A 22545-nucleotide genomic window follows, 5' to 3' on the forward strand; every position below is an offset into this window, starting at 1 on the left:
ATGAACATCACCGAGCTGTCCATCCGCCGTCCCGTCACCACCATCATGCTGTTCGTGTCGATGGTGGCGATCGGCCTGATCGCCGCCTTCCGGCTACCGCTGGAAGCCGAGCCGGAAGCGACCATTCCCTTCTTCTTCGTGTCCCTGCCGTATCCGGGATCGACGCCGGAGGAAGTGGAACGCAACGTGCTGCGACCGGTGGAGGAGGCCATCGCCACGATGCCGGGCATCAAGTCGATGAACGCCCGCGCCAACGCCGAGGGCGCGCAGATCCAGGTCGAGTTCAGCGACTGGAACCGCGATATCGCGATGGCCGCGTCCGAGGCGCGTGAGCGCATCGACGCGGTGCGCGACCAGCTGCCGGACGATTTCCGCCGCTACTTCGTGCAGCGCTGGAGCACCAGCGACCGCGAGGCGATGAGCCTGCGCCTGACCAGCGACGAAGACCTGACCGCGCGCGCCGACCTGATCGAGCGCAGCATCAAGCAGCGCCTGGAACGCCTGCCCGGCGTGGCCCGCGTCGAGGTCGAGGGCGTGGCCAAGCAGGAGGTGCTGGTGGCGCTGGACAAGGACCGGCTGAGCGCGCACGGGGTGGCGCTCAACGAACTGGTGCAGAAACTGCAGGCGGCGAATTTCTCGGTGTCGGCCGGGCAGATCACCGAGGCCGGCCGGCGCCTGCGCGTGCAGCCGCGCGGCGAACTGCTGGAGCTGCAGGCGCTGCGCAACCTGCCGATCGACAAGCGCGGCACGCGGCTGTCGGACATCGCCGAAGTCAGCCTGCAGCCGCAGCGCATGAACTACGTGCGGCAGATGGAAGGCAAGCCCAGCGTCGGCGTGGACGTGTACAAGGAGCGCTCGGCCAACCTGGTCGATCTCTCGCGCGCGGTGCGTGCCGAGATCGAGCGGTTGAAGGAAGACCCGGCCATGCGCGGCATCGGCATCGAGGTCACCGACGACCAGGGGCAGGCGGTGACCAGTTCGCTGCTGGCCCTGGCCGAGGCCGGCGCGATCGGCCTGCTGCTGTCGGTGATCGTGCTGTACGCCTTCCTGCGCCACTGGCCATCGACGCTGATGGTGTCGCTGGCCATCCCGATCTGTTTCATCATGACGCTGGGGTTCATGTACTTCGCCGGCATCACCATGAACATCATCTCGATGATGGGCCTGCTGCTGGCGGTGGGCATGCTGGTGGACAACGCGGTGGTGGTGGTGGAGAGCATCTACCAGGAGCGGGAGAAGTATCCCAACCAGCCGTCGATGGCTTCCATCATCGGCACCCGCCACGTGGCCATCGCGCTGTCGGCCGGCACGCTGTGCCACTGCGTGGTGTTCCTGCCGATGATGTTCGGCGAGAAGAACATCATCACCATCTACCTGTCGCAGTTGGCGGTGACGATCTCGGTCTCGCTGCTGGCCTCGTGGCTGGTGGCGGTGAGCCTGATCCCGATGCTGTCGGCCCGGATGAAGACCCCGCCGGCGCTGAAGTCGCCGTTGATCAACCGCCTGCAGGAGCGCTACGCGCGCGCGCTGCGCTGGACGCTGCAGCATCGCGGCTGGGCGGTGGGCGGCATCCTCGCCATCACCCTGGCCAGCGTGTACCCGATGACGCATACGCAGGGCGGCGGCGACGATGGCGATCCGAGCGAGGTCAACATCTTCTACCAGTGGCGCGGCGCCTATTCCAAGGAGGAAATGGGCCGGGAGGTGGCGCGGGTGGAGGATTTCGTCAATGCGCACCGCAAAGACTTCCACATCGACCGCGTGTTCAGCCGCTACAGCGAGCAGGGCTGGGCGCAGACGCGCCTGTTCCTGGACATCGAGGACCAGGTGCTGAGCGAGAAGATCAAGGAGGAAGTGCGCAAGGGATTGCCGCAGTCGGCGCGCGCCAAGATCGGCATCGGCTGGCCCGGCGGCATGGGCAGCGACGGGCAGGGCATCCGTTTCAGCCTGGTGGGCGATTCGACGCAGACGCTGAAGGAACTGGCCGACGACATCGTGCCGATGCTGGCGCGCGACCCCAAGCTGCGCGACGTGCGCGTGGACACCGGCGACGCCAACACCGAGCTCGCGGTGCGGGTGGATCGCGAACGCGCCGCGGCCTACGGCTTCAGCGCGCAGCAGGTGGCGCAGTTCGTCGGCATGGCGCTGCGCGGCTCCTCGCTGCGCGACTTCCACCGCGACGACGTCGAGATCCCGGTCAATGTGCGCTTCGCCGGTTCGGAGAGCTACGGCGTCGAGGACCTGTCGTCCTTCATGGTGCGCACCGCCGGTGGCAAGGAAGTGCCGTTGCTGGCGATGGTGGAGGTGGGCGTCAATCCGGCGGCCAGTTCGATCCAGCGCCTGAACCGGCAGACCATGCTGCGGGTCGAAGCGGGGCTGGCCAAGGACGTGCCGATGGACCAGGCGCGCAAGGCCATCGAGACCACGCTGGAGGGGGTGCAGTTCCCGCCGGGTTACGGCTATACCTTCAACGGCGCCGGCTTCAACATCAACTTCGACGGCATGCAGCAGATGGTGAACAGCATCTTCATCGCGCTGATCCTGATGGTGGTGATCATGGCCGCGGTGTTCGAGTCGCTGCTGTTCCCGGCCGCGATCATGTCCTGCGTGCTGTTCTCCATCTTCGGCGTGTACTGGCTGTTCTGGATCACCGGCACCGAGATGAACATCATGGCGGTGATCGGCATCCTGGTGCTGATGGGCGTGGTGGTGAACAACGGCATCGTGATGATCGAGCACATCAACAACCTGCGCCGGCGCGGCGTGGCGCGCACCGATGCGCTGGTGGAGGGCAGCCGCGAACGCCTGCGCCCGATCATGATGACGATGGGCACGGCGATCCTGGCGATGATCCCGATCGCGCTGAACACCAAGACCGCCGAGGGCATGCCGCCCTATTACCCGATGGCGCGCGCCATCGCCGGCGGCCTGGCGTTCTCCACCGTGGTCAGCCTGCTGTTCCTGCCGACCATCTACGCCATCCTCGACGACCTGCGCACGGGAACCGCGCGCCTGGTGCGTCGCGCGCGGGGGCTGTCGCCGGTACGGGAGGCGGAGCCCGTTCCCGCCCAGGACTGAGGCTGTCGCGCTCCCGCCATTCCGGCGGGAGCGTTTTTCCAGGAGATCGCGGATGACACATGCACTTCCCCCGGGTGGCCGGCTTGCCGGTCTCCTGTACCTGATTGTCGTCGTCACCGGATTCTTCTGCCTGGCCTATGTGCCCGGGCAGCTCGCCGGTCCCGACGCGCAGGCCGTGCTGGACAACGTGGTCGCCCGGCAGGCGCTGTTCCGGCAGGGCGTGGCGGCTTTCGTCGTCGAGCAGGTGGCCTTCCTGCTGCTGGCCCTGGCGCTGTACCGCGGTTTCAAGGATGTGAACCGCGCGGCCGCGATGCTGATGGTGGCGTTCGTGGCGATGGCGGTTCCATTGGCGCTGGCGGCGTTGTCGCACCGGCTGCAGGCGCTGTCCCTGCTGACCGACGCCGACAGCGCGCAGCTGCTGTCGCCGGAACAGCGCCAGCAGCTCGCGCATGCGGCGCTGAAGGCGTACCGCGGGGGCATGCAGCTGGTGCGCGTGTTCTGGGGGCTGTGGCTGCTGCCGCTGGGCTGGCTGGTGCTGCGGTCGCGGCGCCTGCCGCGCGTGCTGGGAGCCCTGCTGGTGCTGGGAGGGCTGGGCTACGTACTGGATGTGTTCGCGGAACTGCTGGTGCCGGGCTACGCGGCCTGGTGGATTTCCGGCTACATGACGCTGCCGGCAGCGCTGGGCGAGATCGGCACCTGCCTGTGGCTGCTGCTGTTCGGGCTGCGCGCAGGGCGTACGGCCGCAGCACCGTCTCCTGCTTCCTGAGGCCGCCATGCAGACGAATTCCCGCCGCGCGCTGTCCGATCCGCCGTTCCCGCTGCGCCTGAAGCTGTCCGCGCTATGGGCGAGCCTGACCTTCTGCTACCTCTACGGCGACTACTTCGGCCTTTACCGGCCCGGCAAGCTGCAGCACATGCTCGACGGTGCCGGCCCGATGGGACCGAGCAGCCAGGGCTCGCTGCTGTTCGTCGCCCTGCTGCTGGCGGTGCCGGGGCTGATGGTGTTCCTGTCGCTGGCGCTGCCGGCGCGCCTGGTCCGCTGGCTCAACATCGGGCTGGCATTGTTCTACGCGGCCTTCGTCGCGCTCACCCTGCCGGGCGCCTGGTGGTTCTACCTGGCCTACAGCGGCATCGAGATCGTGCTGTGCCTGCTCATCGCGGGCATGGCCTGGCGTTGGCCGCGGACCTGATGGCCGCTGCGGAGCAAGGTGTCGTTACACCAGCTTGCCGTAGACGGTGAAGCCGGTCAGCCACAAGCCGAGCATGCTGCCGATGTTGGTCAGCATGAAGGTCAGCACGATGCGGGTGACGCGGTTGCGGTACCAGCCTTTGAGCGTCTGTGCATCGTCACGCAGTTGCAGGAAGTCGGCGTAGGCTGGCCGGCGCAGGCGCGTTTCCACCAACGCGGAGAAGGCACCGGTTGGAATGCTCAGGCGGAACGGCTTGAACGGCGCCACGACGACCGCGGTCAGGATGCTCAGCGGATGGCTGCCGGCCAGCAGCGCGCCGAGGCCGGCCAGGCCGCCGGTATACAGCGCCCAGATCGCCAGCATGTGCGCGCCCATGTCCATGCCGCCCTTCCAGAAACCGACGCCGATGCCGGCCAGGACCACGGCGAGAATGGTCAGGGTGATCCATGGGATGTTGCGCTTCTTCGGCACCGACTCCAGTTCCTGGCGCAGCAGGCCGGGAGCTTCGGTGTCGGTTTCCAGATGGCGCGCAAGGCCGGCGAGGTGGCCAGCGCCGACCACCGCCAGCACGTTGCGCTGGCCGTCGCTGCGTTCCTCGCGCAGGCGCGTGGCCATGTAGCGGTCGCGCTCGCCGATGATGCTCTCGTACAGCGCCGGACTCTCGCTGGCGAATTCGCCGAAGCTGGATTCGAGCATGTCGCCCTGCTTGAGCTTCTCGATCTCTTCCTCGCCCACGTCCTCGGAGGAAAACAGGCCGGCGCCGAGGCCGGCGATCAATTTCAACTTGCCGAAGAAACCCAATCGCTGTGAAGCGCGACGAAAGGTCAGGCCGACGTCGCGGTCGATCAGGTGCACCGGCAGGCCATGCTCCTGCGCCAGCGTCACCGCGCGCTTGAGCTCGGCGCCGGGTTCGATGCCCAGCTGCTCGGCGAGCCGGCGCTGGTAGGCGGCCAGGGCTAGGTTGGCGGCGAACAGCGCGATGCGGTTCTTGCGGATCACCTCGATCAGGTCGAGCTGGGCCAGCGCGTCCGGGTTGGTCAGGGCCTGCAGGCGCTGTGGATCGAGCTCGACCGCGACGGCATCGTACTGGCCGCTGCCGATGGCCTGTTCCACGGCCTGCACGCTGGCGGCGGAAACATGGGCGGTGCCGAGCAGGGTATAGCGCACGCCATCGCGTTCGACGATGCGCAGCGGCTGGCCGGCGAGCAGTCCGCCGCCGGTTTCGGAGAGGGTATCGGTCATTGCGTCATTCATTGGAGGGGGCGGCGTCGGCGCCATCGCCGAGCGCGCGTTGCATCTGCACGGTATCGAGCCAGCGGCCGTGCTTGCGGCCCAGGCCGCGGAACACGCCCACCAGGTGGAAGCCGAAGCGTTCGTGCAGCTTGATCGAGGCGGTATTGGTGGGTTCGCCGATCACCGCCACCATCTGCCGGTAACCGCGCGCGGTGCAGGCGTCGATCAGCGCCTGCAGCAGCGTGCTGCCCACGCCCCGGCCCTGGAAGCGGGCATCGACGTAGACCGAGTTCTCCACCGTCCACTGGTAGGCGATGCGGCTGCGGTAGGTGTTGGCGTAGGCGTAGCCTGCGACCTGGCCGTCGACTTCGGCGACCAGGTAGGGAAAGCCGCGGGCGAGGATGTCCTGCATGCGCCGCTGCATCTCTGCCTCGTCAGGTACCTCGTATTCGTAGGTGTTGACGAAGTCGGTCACCTCGACCGCGTAGATCGCGGTGATGGCGGCGATGTCGGCCGCGCCGGCATCACGGATGTGCACGGCCATGCGCAGGTTTCCCGGTCAGTCGATGTAGCGCTTGAGCAGATCGCCGTAGGCGTCGATGCGGCGGTCGCGCAGGAACGGCCAGATACGGCGCACGTGTTCGCTGCGCTGCAGGTCCACCTCGCAGACCAGCACGGTCGGTTCGCCACCGGCTTCGGCCAGGAACTCGCCCTGCGGGCCGAGCACGTGGCTGTTGCCCCAGAACTGGATGCCCGACGCGCCAACGTGCTTGTCTGAAGCGATGGGCGACGGCTCGTGGCCGACGCGGTTGCACGACAGCACCGGCAGGCCATTGGCCACGGCATGGCCGCGGTGGCTCAGCACCCAGGCGTCGCGCTGGCGGTTCTTCTCGTCCTGCACGTCGTCCGGGTCCCAGCCGATGGCGGTGGGGTAGAGCAGCAGTTCGGCGCCGGCCAGCGCCATCAGGCGCGCGGCTTCCGGGTACCACTGGTCCCAGCACACCAGCACGCCGAGGCGGCCGATCGAGGTGTCGATCGGCTTGAAGCCGATGTCGCCCGGGGTGAAGTAGAACTTCTCGTAGAAGCCAGGGTCGTCCGGGATATGCATCTTGCGGTACTTGCCCAGCAGGGTGCCGTCCTTTTCGAACACCACGGCGGTGTTGTGGTACAGGCCGGCGGCACGGCGTTCGAACAGTGAACCGACCAGCACCACGCCATGCTTCTTCGCCAGCGCGCCCAGACGCTCGGTGCTCGGGCCAGGAATCGGTTCGGCCAGGTCGAACTCGTCCACCGATTCGTGCTGGCAGAAATACGGGCCGTTGTGCAGTTCCTGCAGCAGCACCAGCTTCGCGCCCTGCGCGGCGGCTTCGGCGACGCGGGCCTCGATGACGTCCAGGTTGGCGGCGGCATCGCCGTGGTTGCGTTCCTGGATCAGGGCGACGGTCAGGGTGTGGCGGGAACTCATCCGGTTACAGGTCCTGCGGGGAGAGCGCGCATGGTAGCGCGGAAGCCGTTGCGGCATGCCTGCAACGGCTGAACGCGTGACCGCCGGCCTGGCGCCGCGCGGTCACGTGGATGGCCGGCGTCAGCCGGCCAGCAGGCCGGCTGGCAGCTGCATGGTGATGCAGTGCAGGCTGCCGTTCTGCCAGATCAGCGGGCGGCAGGGTACCTGTACGATCTCGCGGTCCGGGAAGGCCTGCGCCAGCACATCGCGCGCGGCGTCGTCGGCAGGGTCGCCATAGGCAGGCATCAGCACCGCGCCGTTGACGATCAGGAAGTTGGCATAGGAGGCGGCGAGGCGGCGGCCCTCGTCGAGTACCGGCTGCGCCCACGGCAGCGGGTACAGACGATAAGGCTGGCCGTCGCGGGTGCGCAGCGCGGCCAGTTCCGCGCCCATGGCCTGCAGTTCGGCGTAGTGCGAATCCTGCGGGTCGTCGCAGTCCTGGTAGACGATGCTGTCGGCCGAGGCGAAGCGGGCGAGGGTGTCGACATGGGCGTCGGTGTCGTCGCCTTCCAGATAGCCGTGGTCCAGCCACAGCACGCGCTGCTGGTGCATCCACTGCGCCATGTCGGCGCTGAGCGATGCGCGGTCGCGCTCGGGGTGGCGTTCGTGCAGGCACTGCCAGGTGGTCAGCAGGGTGCCTTCGCCGTCGGTGTCGATGGCGCCGCCTTCCAGTGCGAACGGAATGCTGCGCACCTGCGCGTCGTTGAACGCGCCGGTTTCATGCAGCACGCCGACCAGCTGGTCGTCCAGACTTGCCTCGAACTTGCCGCCCCAGCCGGTGAAACGGAAATCCAGCAGCTGGAAGCCGCCATCGGCGCGCTTGAGGGTGATCGGGCCGGAATCGCGCAGCCAGGTGTCGTCGTACTGCGCGCCGATGAAGCGCACGCGCTCCATGTCGATGCGGTTGGAGCGCAGGCGCATTTCCGCATAGGTCTCGATGTCGTCGTCGGCCACGCAGATCAGCACCGGCTGGAAGCGGGTGATGGCGGCCACAAGGGCGATATAGGTCTCCTCGACCTCGGCCAGGCGGTCAGCCCAGTCGGTATCGGCGTGCGGCCAGGCGATCAGTACGCCCGACTGGGCTTCCCATTCGGCGGGAAAACGAAGTGCATCGGTCATTGCGGGGGATACTCGGGTCATGGCCGGACCGGAATCCGGGCGTTCTTCCGCCTCCCTGGAACGGGAGGCGCGGGTGGGAGGTGTCGTCCCGGCGGCCGCGAGGGGCCGATTCCGGGCGGCGCGGATCAGCGGATCGGCGGCTTCGGTCCAATCTCGTCGGGGCCGGCGTGGTTGGCGACCACGTCGATCACGCGCTGCTTCTCGAAATAGACGGTGAAGGCTGGATAGACCCAGCGGTTGATCGTCGGCCACTGGCGCTTCTGGCCGCCGCGCGGTTCGAGGCGTTCGGCGGGGGCGCCGAAACGCGCTTCCACCTGGCCCATCGCCTCGCCGCGCACCGGCAGCGCACCGGCCGGCTTTTCCTGCGCCCGCTCGATCAGCAGGGTATCGGCCATTGCCGTAGGGGCCGCGATGATCGCGGCGGTCAGGGCCAAGGCCCGGATGGTCTGCTTCATGGTCGCTTCTCCCTGGAGGACAAGTGGCGATTACAGCAAAAAAACGGCGGCAATAAAGCGGCAGGCGGCCCTGTTCCATGCAGCCGACGACGCCCATGCAGGGTAGTCCTGATGGATGGAAGATGCGCGGCCCGCCGCGAGCGGAAGAGGAGGATGCAAAAAGCCGCCCGGAGGCGGCTTTCTGCAAAGGCTGGAACCCTCGCGGATTCCGTTGGCGGCTTGCGCCGGCCGGCTCAGCGCTGGCGAGCCTTGAAACGCGGGTTCGACTTGCAGATCACGAAGATCTTGCCGCGACGGCGAACAACCTTGCAGTCACGGTGACGGGCCTTCGCCGACTTCAGGGAGGACAGGACTTTCATGGCATACCTCGGCGGATACGTTGGAGTTCTACAGGGAGCGTAGCCGCGGATATGCAGGTTGACGCTCGTTCAAGCCCGCCATTCTACGGGGTAATTCCATGTGGGTTCAAGTGGTTGCGTCCAATCGGCGGCGGCGGGGCCGGGCCGGGCGCTAGAATGGCCGGATTCCCGTCCCGATACAGGCCCCAGATGAGCCCACTTCCCCCCGTTCTCACCATCGACGGCCCGTCCGGGGCCGGCAAGGGTACCGTCAGCCGTATCGTCGCGCACCGGCTGGGCTGGCATTACCTGGATTCGGGGGCGCTGTACCGGGCGGTGGGCGTGGCTGCCAGCTGGGCGGACATCGACACATCGGACGCCTCGGCGCTGGTGCGCTGCACCTTCGATACCCGCATCCGCTTCGTCGAGCGTGGCGAGAGCCTGCGGGTGCTGGTCAACGATACCGACGCGACCGATGAGCTGCGCCTGGAGACCACCGGGGCGCTGGCCTCGGCCATCGCGGCGATCCCGGAGGTGCGGGCGGCGCTGAAGGAGCGCCAGCGCGCATTCAGGATGTTGCCCGGGCTGGTCGCCGACGGTCGCGACATGGGGACGGTGATCTTCCCCGACGCCCCGTTCAAGGTGTTCCTGACCGCCAGCGCCGAGGAACGTGCGCAGCGACGGCATAAACAGTTGAAAGAAAAAGGGGTTTCGGTTAACTTTGACGACCTCCTGCGCGAGATCATGGCCCGCGACGCCCGTGATGCACAGCGCGCAGTGGCGCCCCTGAGGCCGGCCGATGACGCCGTCCTCATCGACACCAGCGGTATCGGCATCGACGAAGTCGTTGCCAAGGTGCTGGGCCTGCTTCCCTCGCAGGAAGCGTGACCCGCGGTTCCGTGAGAGCGGCCGGTGACGGCCGCCGTCGCACAAACCGAAGTTGTACAAGGCTCCGTCGTGCAGGGTGCACGGCGGTTTTTCCACTCTACACACGGCCGCTTGCATGGGGTCGACCAACAGGCGGGCGGTACGCATTCCCCGAAGGGAACGAGCTGCCCATGTGTTCAATTGAGTAAATCCAATGACCGAATCATTTGCAGAACTGTTTGAAGCCAGCCAGGCCAATCTGGCCAAGCTGAAGCCGGGCGCCATCGTCGTCGGCACCGTCGTCGACGTCCGCGGCGACGTGGTGGTGATCAACGCCGGTCTGAAGTCCGAAGGCATCGTGCCGATCGAACAGTTCCGTAACGACGCTGGCGAAATCGACGTGGGCGTGGGCGACCAGGTGAAGGTCGCGCTCGACTCGATCGAGAACGGCTTCGGCGAAACCGTCCTGTCGCGCGAGAAGGCCAAGCGCGCGATGGTGTGGGACGAGCTGGAAGAAGCGTTGGAGAAGAACGAGACCATCACCGGCCGCATCAGCGGCAAGGTCAAGGGTGGTTTCACCGTCGACATCAAGGATGTCCGCGCGTTCCTGCCGGGTTCGCTGGTCGATGTGCGCCCGGTGCGCGACCCGGCCTACCTGGAAGGCAAGGAGCTGGAATTCAAGCTCATCAAGCTGGACCGCAAGCGCAACAACGTCGTGGTCTCGCGCCGCGCTGTCGTCGAGAGCGAGCACTCGGAAGAGCGCGAGCAGCTGATGGACAAGCTGCAGGAAGGCGCGATCCTGAAGGGTGTCGTCAAGAACCTGACCGACTACGGCGCGTTCGTGGACCTGGGCGGCATCGACGGCCTGCTGCACATCACCGACATGGCATGGAAGCGCGTGCGCCATCCGTCCGAAGTCGTGAACGTCGGCGACGAGCTGGACGTGCGCGTGCTGAAGTTCGACCGCGAGCGTAACCGCGTTTCGCTGGGCCTGAAGCAGCTGGGCGAGGATCCGTGGGACAACATCTCGCGTCGTTACCCGGCCAACAGCCGCGTGTTCGGCAAAGTCTCCAACGTCACCGATTACGGCGCGTTCGTCGAGATCGAGCCGGGCGTCGAAGGCCTGGTGCACGTCTCCGAGATGGACTGGACCAACAAGAACGTCAACCCGTCCAAGGTCGTGCAGGTCGGTGACGAAGTCGAAGTGATGGTGCTGGACGTCGACGAAGAGCGTCGCCGCATCTCGCTGGGCATGAAGCAGGTTGCCGCCAATCCGTGGGAAACCTTCGCCGCCACCCACAAGAAGGGCGACAAGGTGTCCGGCCAGATCAAGTCGATCACCGACTTCGGCATCTTCATCGGCCTGGACGGCGGCATCGACGGCCTGGTCCACCTGTCCGACATCAGCTGGAACACCACCGGCGAAGACGTCGTCCGCAACTTCAAGAAGGGCGACACCCTGGACGCCGTCGTCCTGGCCGTCGATCCGGAGCGCGAGCGCATCTCCCTGGGCGTGAAGCAGCTGGAGCAGGATCCGTTCGGCCAGTACATGGCCGCCAATCCGAAGGGCTCCAAGGTCGAAGGCGTGGTGAAGGAAGTCGACGCCAAGGGCGCCGTGATCGAGCTGGCCGACGGCATCGAAGGCTACGTTTCGGCCCGCGACATCAGCCACGATCGCGTGGACGACGCTTCGCAGCACCTGAAGGTGGGCGACAAGGTCGAAGCCAAGTTCGTGGGCATGGACCGCAAGGGTCGCACCATGCAGCTGTCGATCAAGGCCAAGGATGAAGCCGAGACCGCCGAAGCGCTGGCCGAGTACAACAAGTCCTCGATCGAAGCCGCTGCCGGCACCACCAGCCTGGGTGCGCTGCTGCGCGCGCAGCTGGGTGGCAACAAGTCCGAGTAATCGGCCTTGAGCTTGTCGTAGATGCAACCTGGGCGGCCCGGACGAAAGTCCGGGCCGCTTCTGGGGTTTTACCTTCGTGACGAGTCCGCAATGACCAAATCCGAGCTGATCGAAATCCTTGCGCGCCACCAGGCGCACTTGAAGGCCGATGATGTCGATCTGGCCGTGAAGTCGTTGCTGGAGATGATGGGCGGTGCGCTGTCTTCCGGCGACCGCATCGAGATCCGTGGTTTCGGCAGCTTCTCGCTGCATTACCGGCCGCCACGCATGGGACGCAACCCGAAGACCGGCGAATCGGTCGCGCTTCCGGGCAAGCATGTCCCGCATTTCAAGCCGGGCAAGGAGCTGCGCGAGCGCGTGAGCGACGTCGTGCCGCTGGAAAGCGACCCCGCCTGAGTTTCTTGTTTCCGTCATCCGCGGCGGCAACCCTTCGGGCCATCGGCAAGCGATATCAGAAACCGCTCCGGCGGTTTTTTTGTTTCCGCCATCCATGGCGGCAACCCTTCGGGCCATCGACAGGCGATGTCAATAACCGCTGCCGATGGTTTTTTTGATCCGCCTGCTGCGGATCGGCGCCACGGCCGTTAAGCTAGTGGCTCTATGGACATGGAGCAGGCTGCCGCATGAAGGCTGTCCGTCTGTTGATTCTGCTGGCCGTCCTTGTCGGCGGCCTGGTGATAGGTTCGCTCAATTCGCAGCCTGTCGATATCAGCCTGGCGTTCTGGGCGCTCCGGACCACCTCCGGAATCGCGATCATCGTTTCGCTCCTGCTGGGAGCGCTGGTGGGCGGTGGGCTGGTGCTGGCGGGAATGGTCATTCCCCTGTACGCCAGGCTCCGGCGGGCCAACAAGGTCGCAGCAGGCGCGGTGACCGCACCTGCACCGCAGACTCCTTCCCCTTTCGACGGACGCTGATCGACGATGGCCTTCATCAGTGAATGGTTCTGGTTTTTCCTGTTCCTGCCGATCGCCGCGCTGTGCGGCTGGATCGTCGGCCGGCGCGGCGGGCAGCGCCACAGCGAAAACCAGGTCAGCCGCCTGTCGAGCACCTATTTCCGCGGCCTGAACTATCTGCTCAACGAGCAGCCGGACAAGGCCATCGAGCTGTTCCTGCACATCGCCGAGCTGGACAAGGAAACCTTCGAGACGCAGCTCGCGCTCGGGCATCTGTTCCGGCGCCGTGGCGAGGTGGACCGTGCGATCCGTCTGCACCAGGGGCTGGCCAACCGTCAGGACCTGTCCGATGGCCAGCGCGTACAGGCCCTGCTCGCCCTGGGCGAGGACTACATGAAATCCGGCCTGCTGGACCGCGCCGAGACCGTGTTCACCGATCTGGCGCGCCTCGACCAGCGCGCGCCGCAGGCCTTGAAGCACCTGATCGGCATCTACCAGGCGGAACGCGACTGGGAAAAGGCGATCGAGAACGCAACCCGCTACGAGCAGGTCACCGATGAGCCGATGGGCAAGCTGATCGGCCAGTTCGAGTGCGAACTGGCCGAGCGCCACCGTGCCGCCGGGCGACTGGACGAGGCGCGCGCGGCCATCGGCCGCGCCAACGCGGCCGATGCGATGAGCGTGCGCGCCGGCATCATCGAAGGGCGCCTGGAAAGCGACTTCGGCAACGACGAGGCCGCGGTGCGCGCCTTCGAGCGGGCGGCGCGCAACGATCCGGACTACCTGCCCGAGATCCTGCCGCAGTTGCTCAAGAACTACCGCAACGTGGGCGACCTGGCGGGCGCGCGCGCGTTCCTGGCGGAGATGACCGAGCACTACCGCGGCATCGCGCCGGTGCTGGCCCTGTCGCGCCTGATGGAAGAGCAGGAGGGGGTCGGTCCCGCGCGCGCCTATCTGGGGCGCCAGTTGAAGGACCGTCCGTCGGTGCGCGGCGAATCGGCGCTCATCGACCTGACCCTCGCCGAGGGCGCCGACCCCGTGGCGACCTTGCAGGACCTGAAGCACATCACCGACCAGCTGCTGGTGCGCAATCCAGCCTATCGCTGCACCCGCTGCGGCTTCGGCGCGCGCACCCACCATTGGCAGTGCCCGAGCTGCAAGGAATGGGGGACGGTCAAGCCCCTGCTGAACTACGCGGTGCTCTGATCCATGCAGTCGGCATGGATGGTTCCGGGGCTGCTGGCGGTCGTTCTGGTCGCCGCCTTGCTGACGGCCATGGCGCGTGCCTATGCGCTGCGCCGGCAATTGCTGGACCAGCCCGGGGAGCGCAGGAGCCACGCGGTCGCGACGCCCCGCGGCGGCGGTATCGCGATCGTCGTCTCGCAGCTGCTGGCCTACCTTTGCATCGGCGTGCTGTTCCCGGGAGTCGCCGCCACGCTGGCGGTCTTTTCCGGCGGGTTGGTGATGGTGGCGGGAATCGGCTGGTGGGACGACCATCGGCCGTTGCCGGCGCTTCCCCGCCTGGGAATACATGTGCTGGCCGGCCTGCTGCTGGGGGCTCTGGTCTGGCACTGGACGGGCGAGGTGTCCAGGGCAGGCTTCAGCGCGCTCCTGGCCATCGCATTGATCAACGTCTGGAATTTCATGGATGGCATCGATGGCCTGGCCGCGTCCCAGGCGCTGCTGGCTTCGGTTGCATATGCCTTGCTGTTGCCGGCCCCCGTTGCCGGACTCGCACTGATCCTGGCTGCCGGCGTGCTGGGGTTCCTGCCGTTCAATTTTCCAAAGGCCAGGATCTTCATGGGCGATGTCGGCAGCGGTGCGCTCGGCTATCTGCTGGCCGGGCTGGTGGCATTGGGGCTGGGGACGCAAAGCGCGCCCTGGACCACCCTGTTGATACCATTGGCTGCTTTCCTCGTCGATGCCGGCCTTACCCTCGCGGGCCGCATGTCCAGGGGGGAGCGCTGGATGGAGGCCCATACCCAGCACCTGTACCAACGCTGGGTGAAATCCGGCTGCAGTCACGCCGCGGTCACATCCGGCTACGCATTGTTCGGCGTTGCCGGAATCATGCTCATGCTTGTTTCCATCCGGCTTTCCTCACCCTGGAGCCATCTGGCTGCCATGGCATGGGGGGCGGGGGCAGTGAGTCTCTGGTTTGTTCTCCGGAACAAGTCCATCGATAAGGAAGAATGAGCAATGGCGGTCTGGCGACGACAGCTGGCAGGAAATTTCCCGCGCATCGCGGTGATGTTGCACGACCTGATCATGGTGTGGGCATGCTGGCAGCTGCTGCACGTGGCCCGATACGCGATGCTGGATGTCGCACCGGTCGTCCCCCTGCTGAGCTTCGACATCGTGATGGTAATGCTGCTGCAGGCTTTGGCTTTCCGGTACGTCGGCCTGTACCGGGGACTCTGGCGCTTCGCCAGCGTCACCGACCTGGTGAACATCTTCAAGGCCTGCTTCATCGGCGTGGGCGCGATCGTTCTGGTATTCAGCTACAGGCGCCTGAATGGCATTCCCATGTCAGTGCTGGCGATCTATCCCTTCGCGCTGGCAGCCCTGCTCGGCGGGCCGCGCCTGCTCTATCGGGCGTGGAAGGACTACCAGTCGATCCACTCCGATGCGCGTGCGCGCCGGGTACTGGTGCTGGGGGCCGGGCATGCCGCCGAGGCGCTGGTCAAGGACCTGCGCCGATCGGGCGACTACGAGCCCGTTGGCCTGCTGGACGATTCCCCGCACCTGAAGGGTGCGAAGCTGCAGGGTATCCCAATCCTGGGAAGCATTGCGGACGTGGCTTCCGTGGCAAGGGAAACCGCGGCGAAACTGTTGGTGATCGCCATCCCCACGCTGGATGCGGCGGGGATGCAGCGGATCGTGGCGCTCTGCGAGAGCACCGGTCTGCCATTCAGGACCGTGCCGAGGTTGAGCGACGTCCTGGAAGGAAACACGCTGCCGGGGCAGTTGAAGGAAGTGGCCATCGAGGACCTGCTCGGCCGCAAGCCGATACAGCCCGACTGGGAGCTGATTCGTGGCTGGTTGCGCGGACGCACGGTGATGGTGACCGGAGCCGGAGGATCCATCGGCTCCGAGCTTTGCCGCCAATGCGCGCGCCATGGTGCGGGAAGGATCGTGCTGCTGGAAATCAGCGAGATACTCATGCTGAACATCCAGAGCGAGCTGTGCCGTAATTTTCCGCATCTGGAAATCGAGTGCGTCCTGGGTGACTGCGGAGATCCGGCGGTCGCTCGCCGTGCGCTGGCACTGTACCGCCCGGATACCGTATTCCACGCGGCCGCCTACAAGCAGGTCCCGCTGCTGGAAGGGCAGATGCGCGAGGCCATCCGCAACAACACGTTGGCGACGGAGTGCGTGGCCCGGGCCTGTCAGGAACATGGCGTGGACAACTTCGTGTTCATCTCCACCGACAAGGCGGTCGACCCGGCCAATGCGCTGGGCGCGACCAAGCGCTATGCGGAGATGATCTGCCAGAGTCTCAATGAGAAAAAGGGTACCCGCTTCGTCACCGTCCGCTTCGGCAATGTGCTCGGTTCGGTGGGCAGCGTGGTTCCTCTATTCCGCGAGCAGATCCGCAAGGGCGGGCCGGTGACCGTGACCCATCCGGAGGTCAGCCGGTATTTCATGACGATTCCCGAGGCCTGCCTGCTGATCCTGCAGGCGGCGGCCTCCTCCTCGCGCGGCGCGATCTACATGCTGGACATGGGCGAGCCCGTGCTCATCCGGGTACTGGCCGAGCAGATGATCCGTCTTGCCGGAAAGCAGCCGGGTATCGATATCGCCGTCGTGTACACCGGGTTGCGTGCGGGCGAGAAGCTGCATGAGCGCCTGTTCTATTCGGACGAGAACAGCCGGCCCACCGCGCACCCCAAGGTGCTGGAGGCTGGAGTCCGCGAGTTCTCGACCGAACGCGTGCTGGGCAGCCTGGTGCGGCTGCGCGAGGCGGTGGCCAGTTATGATGCCGAGGCCATGCAGGCGATCCTGGCCACGGTCATACCCGAGTATTCGCCAATGCTGGAAACGGCTAGGCCGAGCACGAAAACGAATATTGTTCCGTTTCCCAAAGAGGCTGGTAGGAACTGATGTCCCGACGCATTCGCAAGGCGGTTTTTCCTGTCGCAGGTCTTGGCACGCGCTTCCTGCCCGCCACCAAGACCGTCCCCAAGGAGATGCTGCCGATCATCGATCGACCGTTGATCCAGTATGCCGTCGATGAGGCGATCGAAGCCGGTTGCGACACCCTGGTGTTCATCACCAATCGTTACAAGCATGCGGTCGCGGACTATTTCGACAAGGCCTATGAGCTGGAGCAGAAGCTCGAGCGGGCCGGCAAGCAGGAGCAATTGGAAATGATCCGCCATGTACTGCCCGAGGGCGTGCGTGCGATCTTCGTGACCCAGGCCGAAGCATTGGGCCTGGGTCATGCGGTGCTGTGTGCCAAGGCTGTGATAGGCGATGAGCCGTTCGCGGTGCTGCTGCCGGACGACCTGATCTGGAACCGCGGCGCCGGTGCGCTCAAGCAGATGGCCGATCTCAACGAGGCCAGTGGCGCCAGCGTGATTGCGGTGGAAGACGTGCCGCATGAGAAGACGGCCAGTTACGGCATCGTGGCCACCGAGGCGTTCGATGGCCGCAAGGGCCGCATTTCGCAGATTGTCGAGAAGCCGAAGCCCGAGGACGCGCCAAGCGATCTGGCGGTGGTTGGCCGCTATGTGCTGAGCCCGAAGATCTTCGAGTTGTTGGAGCAGACCGGCAGCGGCGCGGGTGGCGAAATCCAGTTGACCGACGCGATCGCGACGCTGCTGAAGACCGAAGAGGTGGATGCCTACCGCTTCGAGGGCACCCGCTTCGATTGCGGGACGCATCTGGGGTTGGTGGAGGCGACGATCCGCTTCGCGCTGGACAACCCGAAGCTGGCCGGCCCGGCGCGCGAGAAGCTGGCGGCGATGCTGGCGGAATAACGGATTTTCAAGCACTCCGCTCGCGGCGCCTTGATTGATACGTGATGGGTGGGATGGCTGGGCCTTTGCAGGACATGCCGTAAACCCGTCCATGGGGCTCGATGGCACCATCCATGGCGCCAACGGCCCTGCAAAGGCCCAGCCATCCCGCCTGTCAGGTTTCCTGCGGGCCCGGACGGGGAGGGCGGAATCAAAGGCAGAAACAGAAAAGGCAGCCGATGGCTGCCTTTTCTGTTTCCAGAGCGAAAGTATCCACGCATGGCGTGGATCTACTGCTCTTGATTCCGCCTTTGCCCAACCCTCCGCCGCGCGGAATGTTGGGTGGCACGGGTGGGTGAGGCTGGCCGCCGGGACTGTCAGCGGCATGGATGCCGCTGCCAAGCCTGCAGGGATGTACTTGCGACGTGTCCCGGGCAGCCTCACCCACCTGGGCCATTCAGTACGCCGACATCCCGACCGGCAACGCTTTGAGCGTTACAGCGCCTCGAAAATACCTGCCGCGCCCATGCCGGTGCCGATGCACATCGTCACCATGCCGTACTTCTGCTGGCGGCGGCGCAGGCCGTGCAGGATGGTGGCGGTGCGGATCGCGCCGGTCGCGCCCAGTGGATGGCCCAGGGCGATGGCGCCGCCCAGCGGGTTGACCTTGCCCGGGTCCAGGCCGCAATCGCGGATCACCGCCAGCGACTGCGCGGCGAACGCTTCGTTGAGCTCGATCCAGTCCAACTGGTCCTGGGTCAGGCCCGCCTGCTTCAGCGCCTTCGGAATCGCGGCGATCGGGCCGATGCCCATCACCTCCGGGCGCACGCCGGCCACCGAGAAGCTGACGAAGCGGGCCAGCGGGGTCAGGCCGTAGTCCTTGATCGCCTGTTCCGAGGCCAGCAGCACCGCGCCGGCGCCGTCGCTCATCTGCGAGGAGTTGCCGGCGGTCACGGTGCCGCCGAACTGGCCGTTGCGGAACACCGGGCGCAGCTTGGCCAGGCCTTCGGCCGAGGAATCCGGGCGCGGGCCTTCGTCGGTGTCGGCGATCCTGTTGCGGGTGATGATGCGCTGGCCATCGGCCAGGTCCGGCAGGTGCGAGACGATCTCGTACGGGCTGATCTCGTCCTTGAACTCGCCGTTCTGGATCGCGGCCATGGCCTTCTGGTGCGAGGCCAGGGCAAAGGCATCCTGTTCCTCGCGCGAGACCTTCCACTCTTCGGCGACCTTCTCGGCGGTGATGCCCATGCCGTAGGCGATGGCAACGTGGTCGTTGTCGAACACGCTCGGTGCCATCGCGATCTTGTTGCCCATCATCGGCACCATCGACATCGACTCGGTGCCACCGGCCAGCATCAGGTCGGCGTTGCCCAGGCGGATCACGTCGGCGGCCTGCGCCACGGCCTGCAGACCGGAGGAGCAGAAGCGGTTCACGGTCTGTGCGGCGATGGTGTTCGGCAGGCCGGCCAGCAGCACGCCGATGCGCGCCACGTTCATGCCCTGCTCGGCTTCCGGCATGGCGCAGCCGATGATCGCGTCATCGATGCGGTTGACGTCCACGCCCGGGGCCTGGGCGACGACGCTGCGCAGTACGTGCGCAAGCATGTCGTCGGGGCGGGTGTTGCGGAACATGCCCTTGGGCGCCTTGCCAACCGGGGTGCGGGTGGCGGCGACGATGTAGGCGTCCTGGATTTGCTTGGTCATTGCAGTGATCTCTTGAATAGGGTGTGGAAGAGGTTGCCGGTCAGCGGCCGGCATTGCCGATGTCTTCCGTCAGTTCCGCAGCGGCTTGCCGGTCTTGAGCATGTGCGCGATGCGGGCCTGGGTCTTTTCCTGCTGGGCCAGCTCGACGAAGTGCCTGCGCTCCAGGGTCAGCAGCCACTCTTCGTCCACCAGGGTGCCGCGGTCGACCTTGCCGCCGCACAGCACGGTGGCGATGCGCTCGGCGATCTCGTAGTCGTACGGACTGATGAAACGGCCTTCCAGCATGTTGACCAGCATCATCTTGAAGGTCGCGATACCGACGTCGCCGGCCACCTGGATGCGGCGTGCCGGCAGCGGCGGACGGTAGCCGGCTTCGGCCAGGGCACGCGCTTCGGCCTTGGCGATGTACAGCGCCTCGTAACTGTTGAACACGACCTTGTCGGTGCCACGCAGCAGGCCCAGCTCCTTGGCGTTGACCGCCGAGTTGGACACCTTGGCCATCGCCACGGTCTCGAAGGTCTTCTTCAGTTCGGCGAACACGTCGCCGCCCGGGCCCGCAGCCTGCGAGGCGCGCACGGCCAGTTCCTTCAGGCCGCCACCGGCCGGCAGCAGGCCGACGCCGGCCTCGACCAGGCCGATGTAGCTTTCCAGGAAGGCCACAGTCTTGGCACTGTGCATCTGGAATTCGCAGCCGCCGCCCAGGGCCAGGCCGCGCACGGCGGCCACCACCGGCACCAGCGAGTACTTGATGCGCTGGCTGGTGCGCTGGAAGTTGGCCACCATCTCTTCGAACTGGTCGACCTTGCCGGCCTGCAGCAGGCCCAGTGCACCGGCCAGGTCGGCGCCGGCGGAGAAGGGTTCCTTCTGCTGCCAGATCACCAGGCCCCGGAAGTCCTTCTCGGCGCGGCTGACGCATTCCTGCAGGCCGTCCAGCACCTGGTCGGACACGGTGTTCATCTTGGTCTTGAAGCTGACCACGGCGATGCCATCACCGTCGTGCCACATGCGCAGGCCGTCGTTCTCGAACACGGTCTCGCCCGGCGCGAACGTCTCGCCCAGCAGCGGATCCGGGAAGCGCTGGCGCTGGTACACCGGCAGCGAGGAGCGCGGCAGCTTGGCGTTGCGCGACGGGCTGTAGCTGCCTTCGGCGGCATGCACGCCGTCGCGGCCATCGAACACCCAGTCCGGCAGCGGGGCGTTGCTCATGCTCTTGCCGGCGACGATGTCATCGGCGATCCACTGTGCCACCTGCTTCCAGCCGGCGGCCTGCCAGGTTTCGAACGGGCCCAGCGACCAGCCGTAGCCCCAGCGGATGGCCAGGTCGACGTCGCGCGCGGTCTCGGCGATGTCGGCCAGGTGGTAGGCGCTGTAGTGGAACAGGTCGCGGAAGGTCGCCCACAGGAACTGCGCCTGCGGGTGCTGGCTCTCGCGCAGCCTGGCGAACTTCTCGGCCGGGTTCCTGATCTTCAGGATTTCGACCACTTCCGGGGCGGCGGCGCGGTCGGCCGGGCGGTAATCCTGCTTCTCCAGGTCCAGCACGACGATGTCCTTGCCGACCTTGCGGAAGATGCCGGCGCCGGTCTTCTGGCCCAGTGCCCCCTTGGCGATCAGCGCGTCCAGCCACTTCGGCGATTTGAAGAACTCGTGCCATGGGTCGTTCGGCAGGGTATCGCCCATGGTCTTGATGACATGCGCCATGGTGTCCAGGCCGACCACGTCGGAGGTGCGATAGGTGGCCGACTTCGGGCGGCCGACCAGCGGGCCGGTCAGGCCGTCCACTTCATCAAAGCCCAGGCCGAACTGCTGGGTGTGATGGATGGTGGACAGGATCGAGAACACGCCGATGCGGTTGCCGATGAAGTTCGGGGTGTCCTTGGCATACACCACGCCCTTGCCCAGGGTGGTGACCAGGAATTCTTCCAGGCCTTCCAGCACGGCGGCATCGGTGGTGGTGGCCGGGATCAGTTCGGCCAGGTGCATGTAGCGCGGCGGGTTGAAGAAGTGCACGCCGCAGAAGCGGTGGCGCAGCTGCTCGGGCAGCACGTCGGCCAGCTTGTTGATGCCCAGGCCCGAGGTGTTGGAGGCCAGCACCGCGTGGTCGGCCACGAACGGCGCGATCTTCCTGTACAGGTCCTGTTTCCAGTCCATGCGCTCGGCGATGGCCTCGATGATCAGGTCGCAGTCCTTCAGTTGCTCCAGGCCCGATTCGTAGTTGGCCGGGGTGATGGCTTCGGCCAGCGACTTGCCGGCCAGCGGCGCGGGGCTCAGCTTGCCCAGGTTGGCGATCGCCTTCAGCACGATGCCATCGGCCGGGCCTTCCTTGGCGGGCAGGTCGAACAGCACGGTGTCGACGCCGGCATTGATGAGGTGGGCGGCGATCTGGGCACCCATGACGCCGGCACCCAGCACGGCGGCGCGGCGGATCAGCAGGGAATTGGACATGGTGTAGGCCTTTGTTGGTACCGGGTGGAATCAGGGGGAGGAGGGCGGGGTGGCGCCATGCGTACTGGCGCGGAACCCGGCCTCGGCGAAGTGGATCAGTTCGTAGGCGGCCTTGCTGCGGTGGGCAGCCTCGCTGATACCGTGCGGGCGCTTGATCAGGCCGAAATCGGCCATCGCATAGGTCAGTGCGCCGGCGAGGAAATCCAGCCGCCAGTACAGTTCCTCCTTGCTCAGGCCGGGCACGCAGGCGCCGATGGCCTTGCCGAACTCGCGCAGCACGTGGCCGTAGTGGTCGGAAAGGAACTTGCGCAGGTTGTCGTTCTTCTCGGCGTAGGCGCGGGCGATCACCCGCACGAAGGCGCCCCCGCTCTGCCGGTCCTGGGCCATCGCAAGCGCCGGTTCGACGAAGGCGGCCAGCACCGCCAGCAGATCGCCCGGATGCCTGGCACGGGCCTGCTCCAGCTGGTCCAGGCGGGCGGCGGTCATCTCGTCCATGCGGCGGCGGAATACCTCGTTGACGAGGTTTTCCTTGGAGCCGAAGTGGTAATTGACCGCGGCGATGTTGACGTCGGCGTGACTGGTCACCTGCCGCAGCGAGGTGCCGGCGAAGCCGTACTGCGCGAACAGTTCCTCGGCGGCGCCGAGGATGCGGTCCTTGGTAGAGAAGCTGGCGGGTTTGCCCATGGCGATGGAGTCAATCAAACGATTGTTTGGATGCTACGCCCGCCGGATGGGTCGGGTCATGCTGCCATGCAGCATCATTTATCTGCCGCTGTGCAAAATCCCGGGGCACCCGTTAGAATTGAGAACCGCAATTCAGGCTAAGCCCGCGTCCGCACGCGGGTTTTTTTCATG

Annotated in this window: 20 protein-coding genes; 11 read left to right on the forward strand and 9 right to left on the reverse strand. The window is 66.2% G+C overall.

What is annotated here, in order from left to right:
- Genes AC1DGW_RS05555 through AC1DGW_RS05565 form a run of 3 tightly spaced genes read left to right on the forward strand, consistent with a single transcriptional unit; the run spans nt 1 to nt 4268 of the window.
- Complete coding sequence (locus tag AC1DGW_RS05555; protein ID WP_478020321.1) at nt 1-3078, forward strand: efflux RND transporter permease subunit; 3078 nt, start codon at nt 1-3, stop codon at nt 3076-3078.
- 52 nt (nt 3079-3130) lie between these two features.
- A complete protein-coding gene (locus AC1DGW_RS05560; protein WP_478020323.1) occupies nt 3131-3844 on the forward strand; it encodes a DUF4386 domain-containing protein in 714 nt (237 codons plus the stop codon).
- A gap of 7 nt (nt 3845-3851) precedes the next feature.
- Nucleotides 3852-4268: a DUF6326 family protein gene (locus AC1DGW_RS05565; RefSeq protein WP_478020326.1), complete on the forward strand. Its 417-nt coding sequence runs from the start codon at nt 3852-3854 to the stop codon at nt 4266-4268.
- Between the two features lie 24 nt (nt 4269-4292).
- Here AC1DGW_RS05565 and AC1DGW_RS05570 read toward each other — a convergent pair whose 3' ends face one another.
- The 6 genes from AC1DGW_RS05570 to ykgO all read right to left on the reverse strand — a co-directional run bounded on the left by AC1DGW_RS05570 (nt 4293) and on the right by ykgO (nt 8938).
- Complete coding sequence (locus tag AC1DGW_RS05570; protein ID WP_478020328.1) at nt 4293-5522, reverse strand: TraB/GumN family protein; 1230 nt, start codon at nt 5520-5522, stop codon at nt 4293-4295.
- Entirely contained in the window at nt 5515-6045 is a 531-nt protein-coding gene (locus AC1DGW_RS05575; RefSeq protein WP_478020332.1) for an N-acetyltransferase family protein, read from the reverse strand. The genes AC1DGW_RS05570 and AC1DGW_RS05575 overlap by 8 nt, the downstream gene beginning before the upstream one ends.
- 15 nt (nt 6046-6060) lie before the next feature.
- Entirely contained in the window at nt 6061-6966 is a 906-nt protein-coding gene (locus tag AC1DGW_RS05580) for a carbon-nitrogen hydrolase (RefSeq protein ID WP_478020336.1), read from the reverse strand.
- Nucleotides 6967-7086: 120 nt separating this feature from the next.
- The gene (locus AC1DGW_RS05585; protein ID WP_478020340.1) at nt 7087-8124 is read right to left on the reverse strand and encodes an agmatine deiminase family protein; all 1038 of its coding nucleotides are present in this window, start codon (nt 8122-8124) and stop codon (nt 7087-7089) included.
- Nucleotides 8125-8249: 125 nt separating this feature from the next.
- Nucleotides 8250-8579 (reverse strand): hypothetical protein, encoded by a 330-nt coding sequence (locus tag AC1DGW_RS05590; protein WP_478020342.1) that lies wholly within the window; start codon nt 8577-8579, stop codon nt 8250-8252.
- A gap of 233 nt (nt 8580-8812) precedes the next feature.
- On the reverse strand, nt 8813-8938 hold the full coding sequence (ykgO, locus tag AC1DGW_RS05595) for a type B 50S ribosomal protein L36 (protein ID WP_005409283.1): 126 nt from the start codon (nt 8936-8938) through the stop codon (nt 8813-8815).
- Nucleotides 8939-9127: 189 nt separating this feature from the next.
- Here ykgO and cmk point away from each other — a divergent pair, with 189 nt between their 5' ends.
- The 8 genes from cmk (at nt 9128) to galU (ending at nt 17565) form a co-directional block, all read left to right on the forward strand.
- Nucleotides 9128-9805 (forward strand): (d)CMP kinase, encoded by a 678-nt coding sequence (gene cmk / locus AC1DGW_RS05600; protein WP_478020344.1) that lies wholly within the window; start codon nt 9128-9130, stop codon nt 9803-9805.
- 193 nt (nt 9806-9998) lie between these two features.
- Nucleotides 9999-11690: a 30S ribosomal protein S1 gene (gene rpsA, locus AC1DGW_RS05605; protein WP_055765046.1), complete on the forward strand. Its 1692-nt coding sequence runs from the start codon at nt 9999-10001 to the stop codon at nt 11688-11690.
- Between the two features lie 90 nt (nt 11691-11780).
- Nucleotides 11781-12086 (forward strand): integration host factor subunit beta, encoded by a 306-nt coding sequence (locus AC1DGW_RS05610; RefSeq protein WP_055765048.1) that lies wholly within the window; start codon nt 11781-11783, stop codon nt 12084-12086.
- A gap of 227 nt (nt 12087-12313) precedes the next feature.
- Nucleotides 12314-12604: a lipopolysaccharide assembly protein LapA domain-containing protein gene (locus AC1DGW_RS05615; RefSeq protein WP_478020347.1), complete on the forward strand. Its 291-nt coding sequence runs from the start codon at nt 12314-12316 to the stop codon at nt 12602-12604.
- A gap of 6 nt (nt 12605-12610) precedes the next feature.
- Complete coding sequence (gene lapB, locus AC1DGW_RS05620; RefSeq protein ID WP_478020350.1) at nt 12611-13789, forward strand: lipopolysaccharide assembly protein LapB; 1179 nt, start codon at nt 12611-12613, stop codon at nt 13787-13789.
- Nucleotides 13790-13792: 3 nt separating this feature from the next.
- A complete protein-coding gene (locus tag AC1DGW_RS05625) occupies nt 13793-14779 on the forward strand; it encodes an MraY family glycosyltransferase (RefSeq protein ID WP_478020352.1) in 987 nt (328 codons plus the stop codon).
- A 3-nt stretch (nt 14780-14782) separates the two neighbouring features.
- Entirely contained in the window at nt 14783-16687 is a 1905-nt protein-coding gene (locus AC1DGW_RS05630; protein ID WP_478020355.1) for a polysaccharide biosynthesis protein, read from the forward strand.
- Nucleotides 16687-17565 carry a UTP--glucose-1-phosphate uridylyltransferase GalU gene (gene galU, locus AC1DGW_RS05635; RefSeq protein WP_478020359.1) on the forward strand — a complete coding sequence of 293 codons (879 nt, stop codon included), beginning with the start codon at nt 16687-16689 and terminating at the stop codon, nt 17563-17565. The genes AC1DGW_RS05630 and galU overlap by 1 nt, the downstream gene beginning before the upstream one ends.
- Nucleotides 17566-18039: 474 nt before the next feature.
- On the opposite strand, the gene AC1DGW_RS05640 is transcribed toward galU, so the two are convergent.
- The 3 genes from AC1DGW_RS05640 to AC1DGW_RS05650 all read right to left on the reverse strand — a co-directional run bounded on the left by AC1DGW_RS05640 (nt 18040) and on the right by AC1DGW_RS05650 (nt 22374).
- The gene (locus AC1DGW_RS05640; protein ID WP_478020361.1) at nt 18040-19248 is read right to left on the reverse strand and encodes an acetyl-CoA C-acyltransferase; all 1209 of its coding nucleotides are present in this window, start codon (nt 19246-19248) and stop codon (nt 18040-18042) included.
- A 69-nt stretch (nt 19249-19317) separates the two neighbouring features.
- Nucleotides 19318-21690 (reverse strand): 3-hydroxyacyl-CoA dehydrogenase/enoyl-CoA hydratase family protein, encoded by a 2373-nt coding sequence (locus tag AC1DGW_RS05645; RefSeq protein WP_478020363.1) that lies wholly within the window; start codon nt 21688-21690, stop codon nt 19318-19320.
- 30 nt (nt 21691-21720) lie between these two features.
- Complete coding sequence (locus AC1DGW_RS05650; RefSeq protein WP_478020365.1) at nt 21721-22374, reverse strand: TetR/AcrR family transcriptional regulator; 654 nt, start codon at nt 22372-22374, stop codon at nt 21721-21723.
- Nucleotides 22375-22545: the final 171 nt, after the last annotated feature.

Source organism: Stenotrophomonas sp. 05N423 (assembly GCF_056397145.1).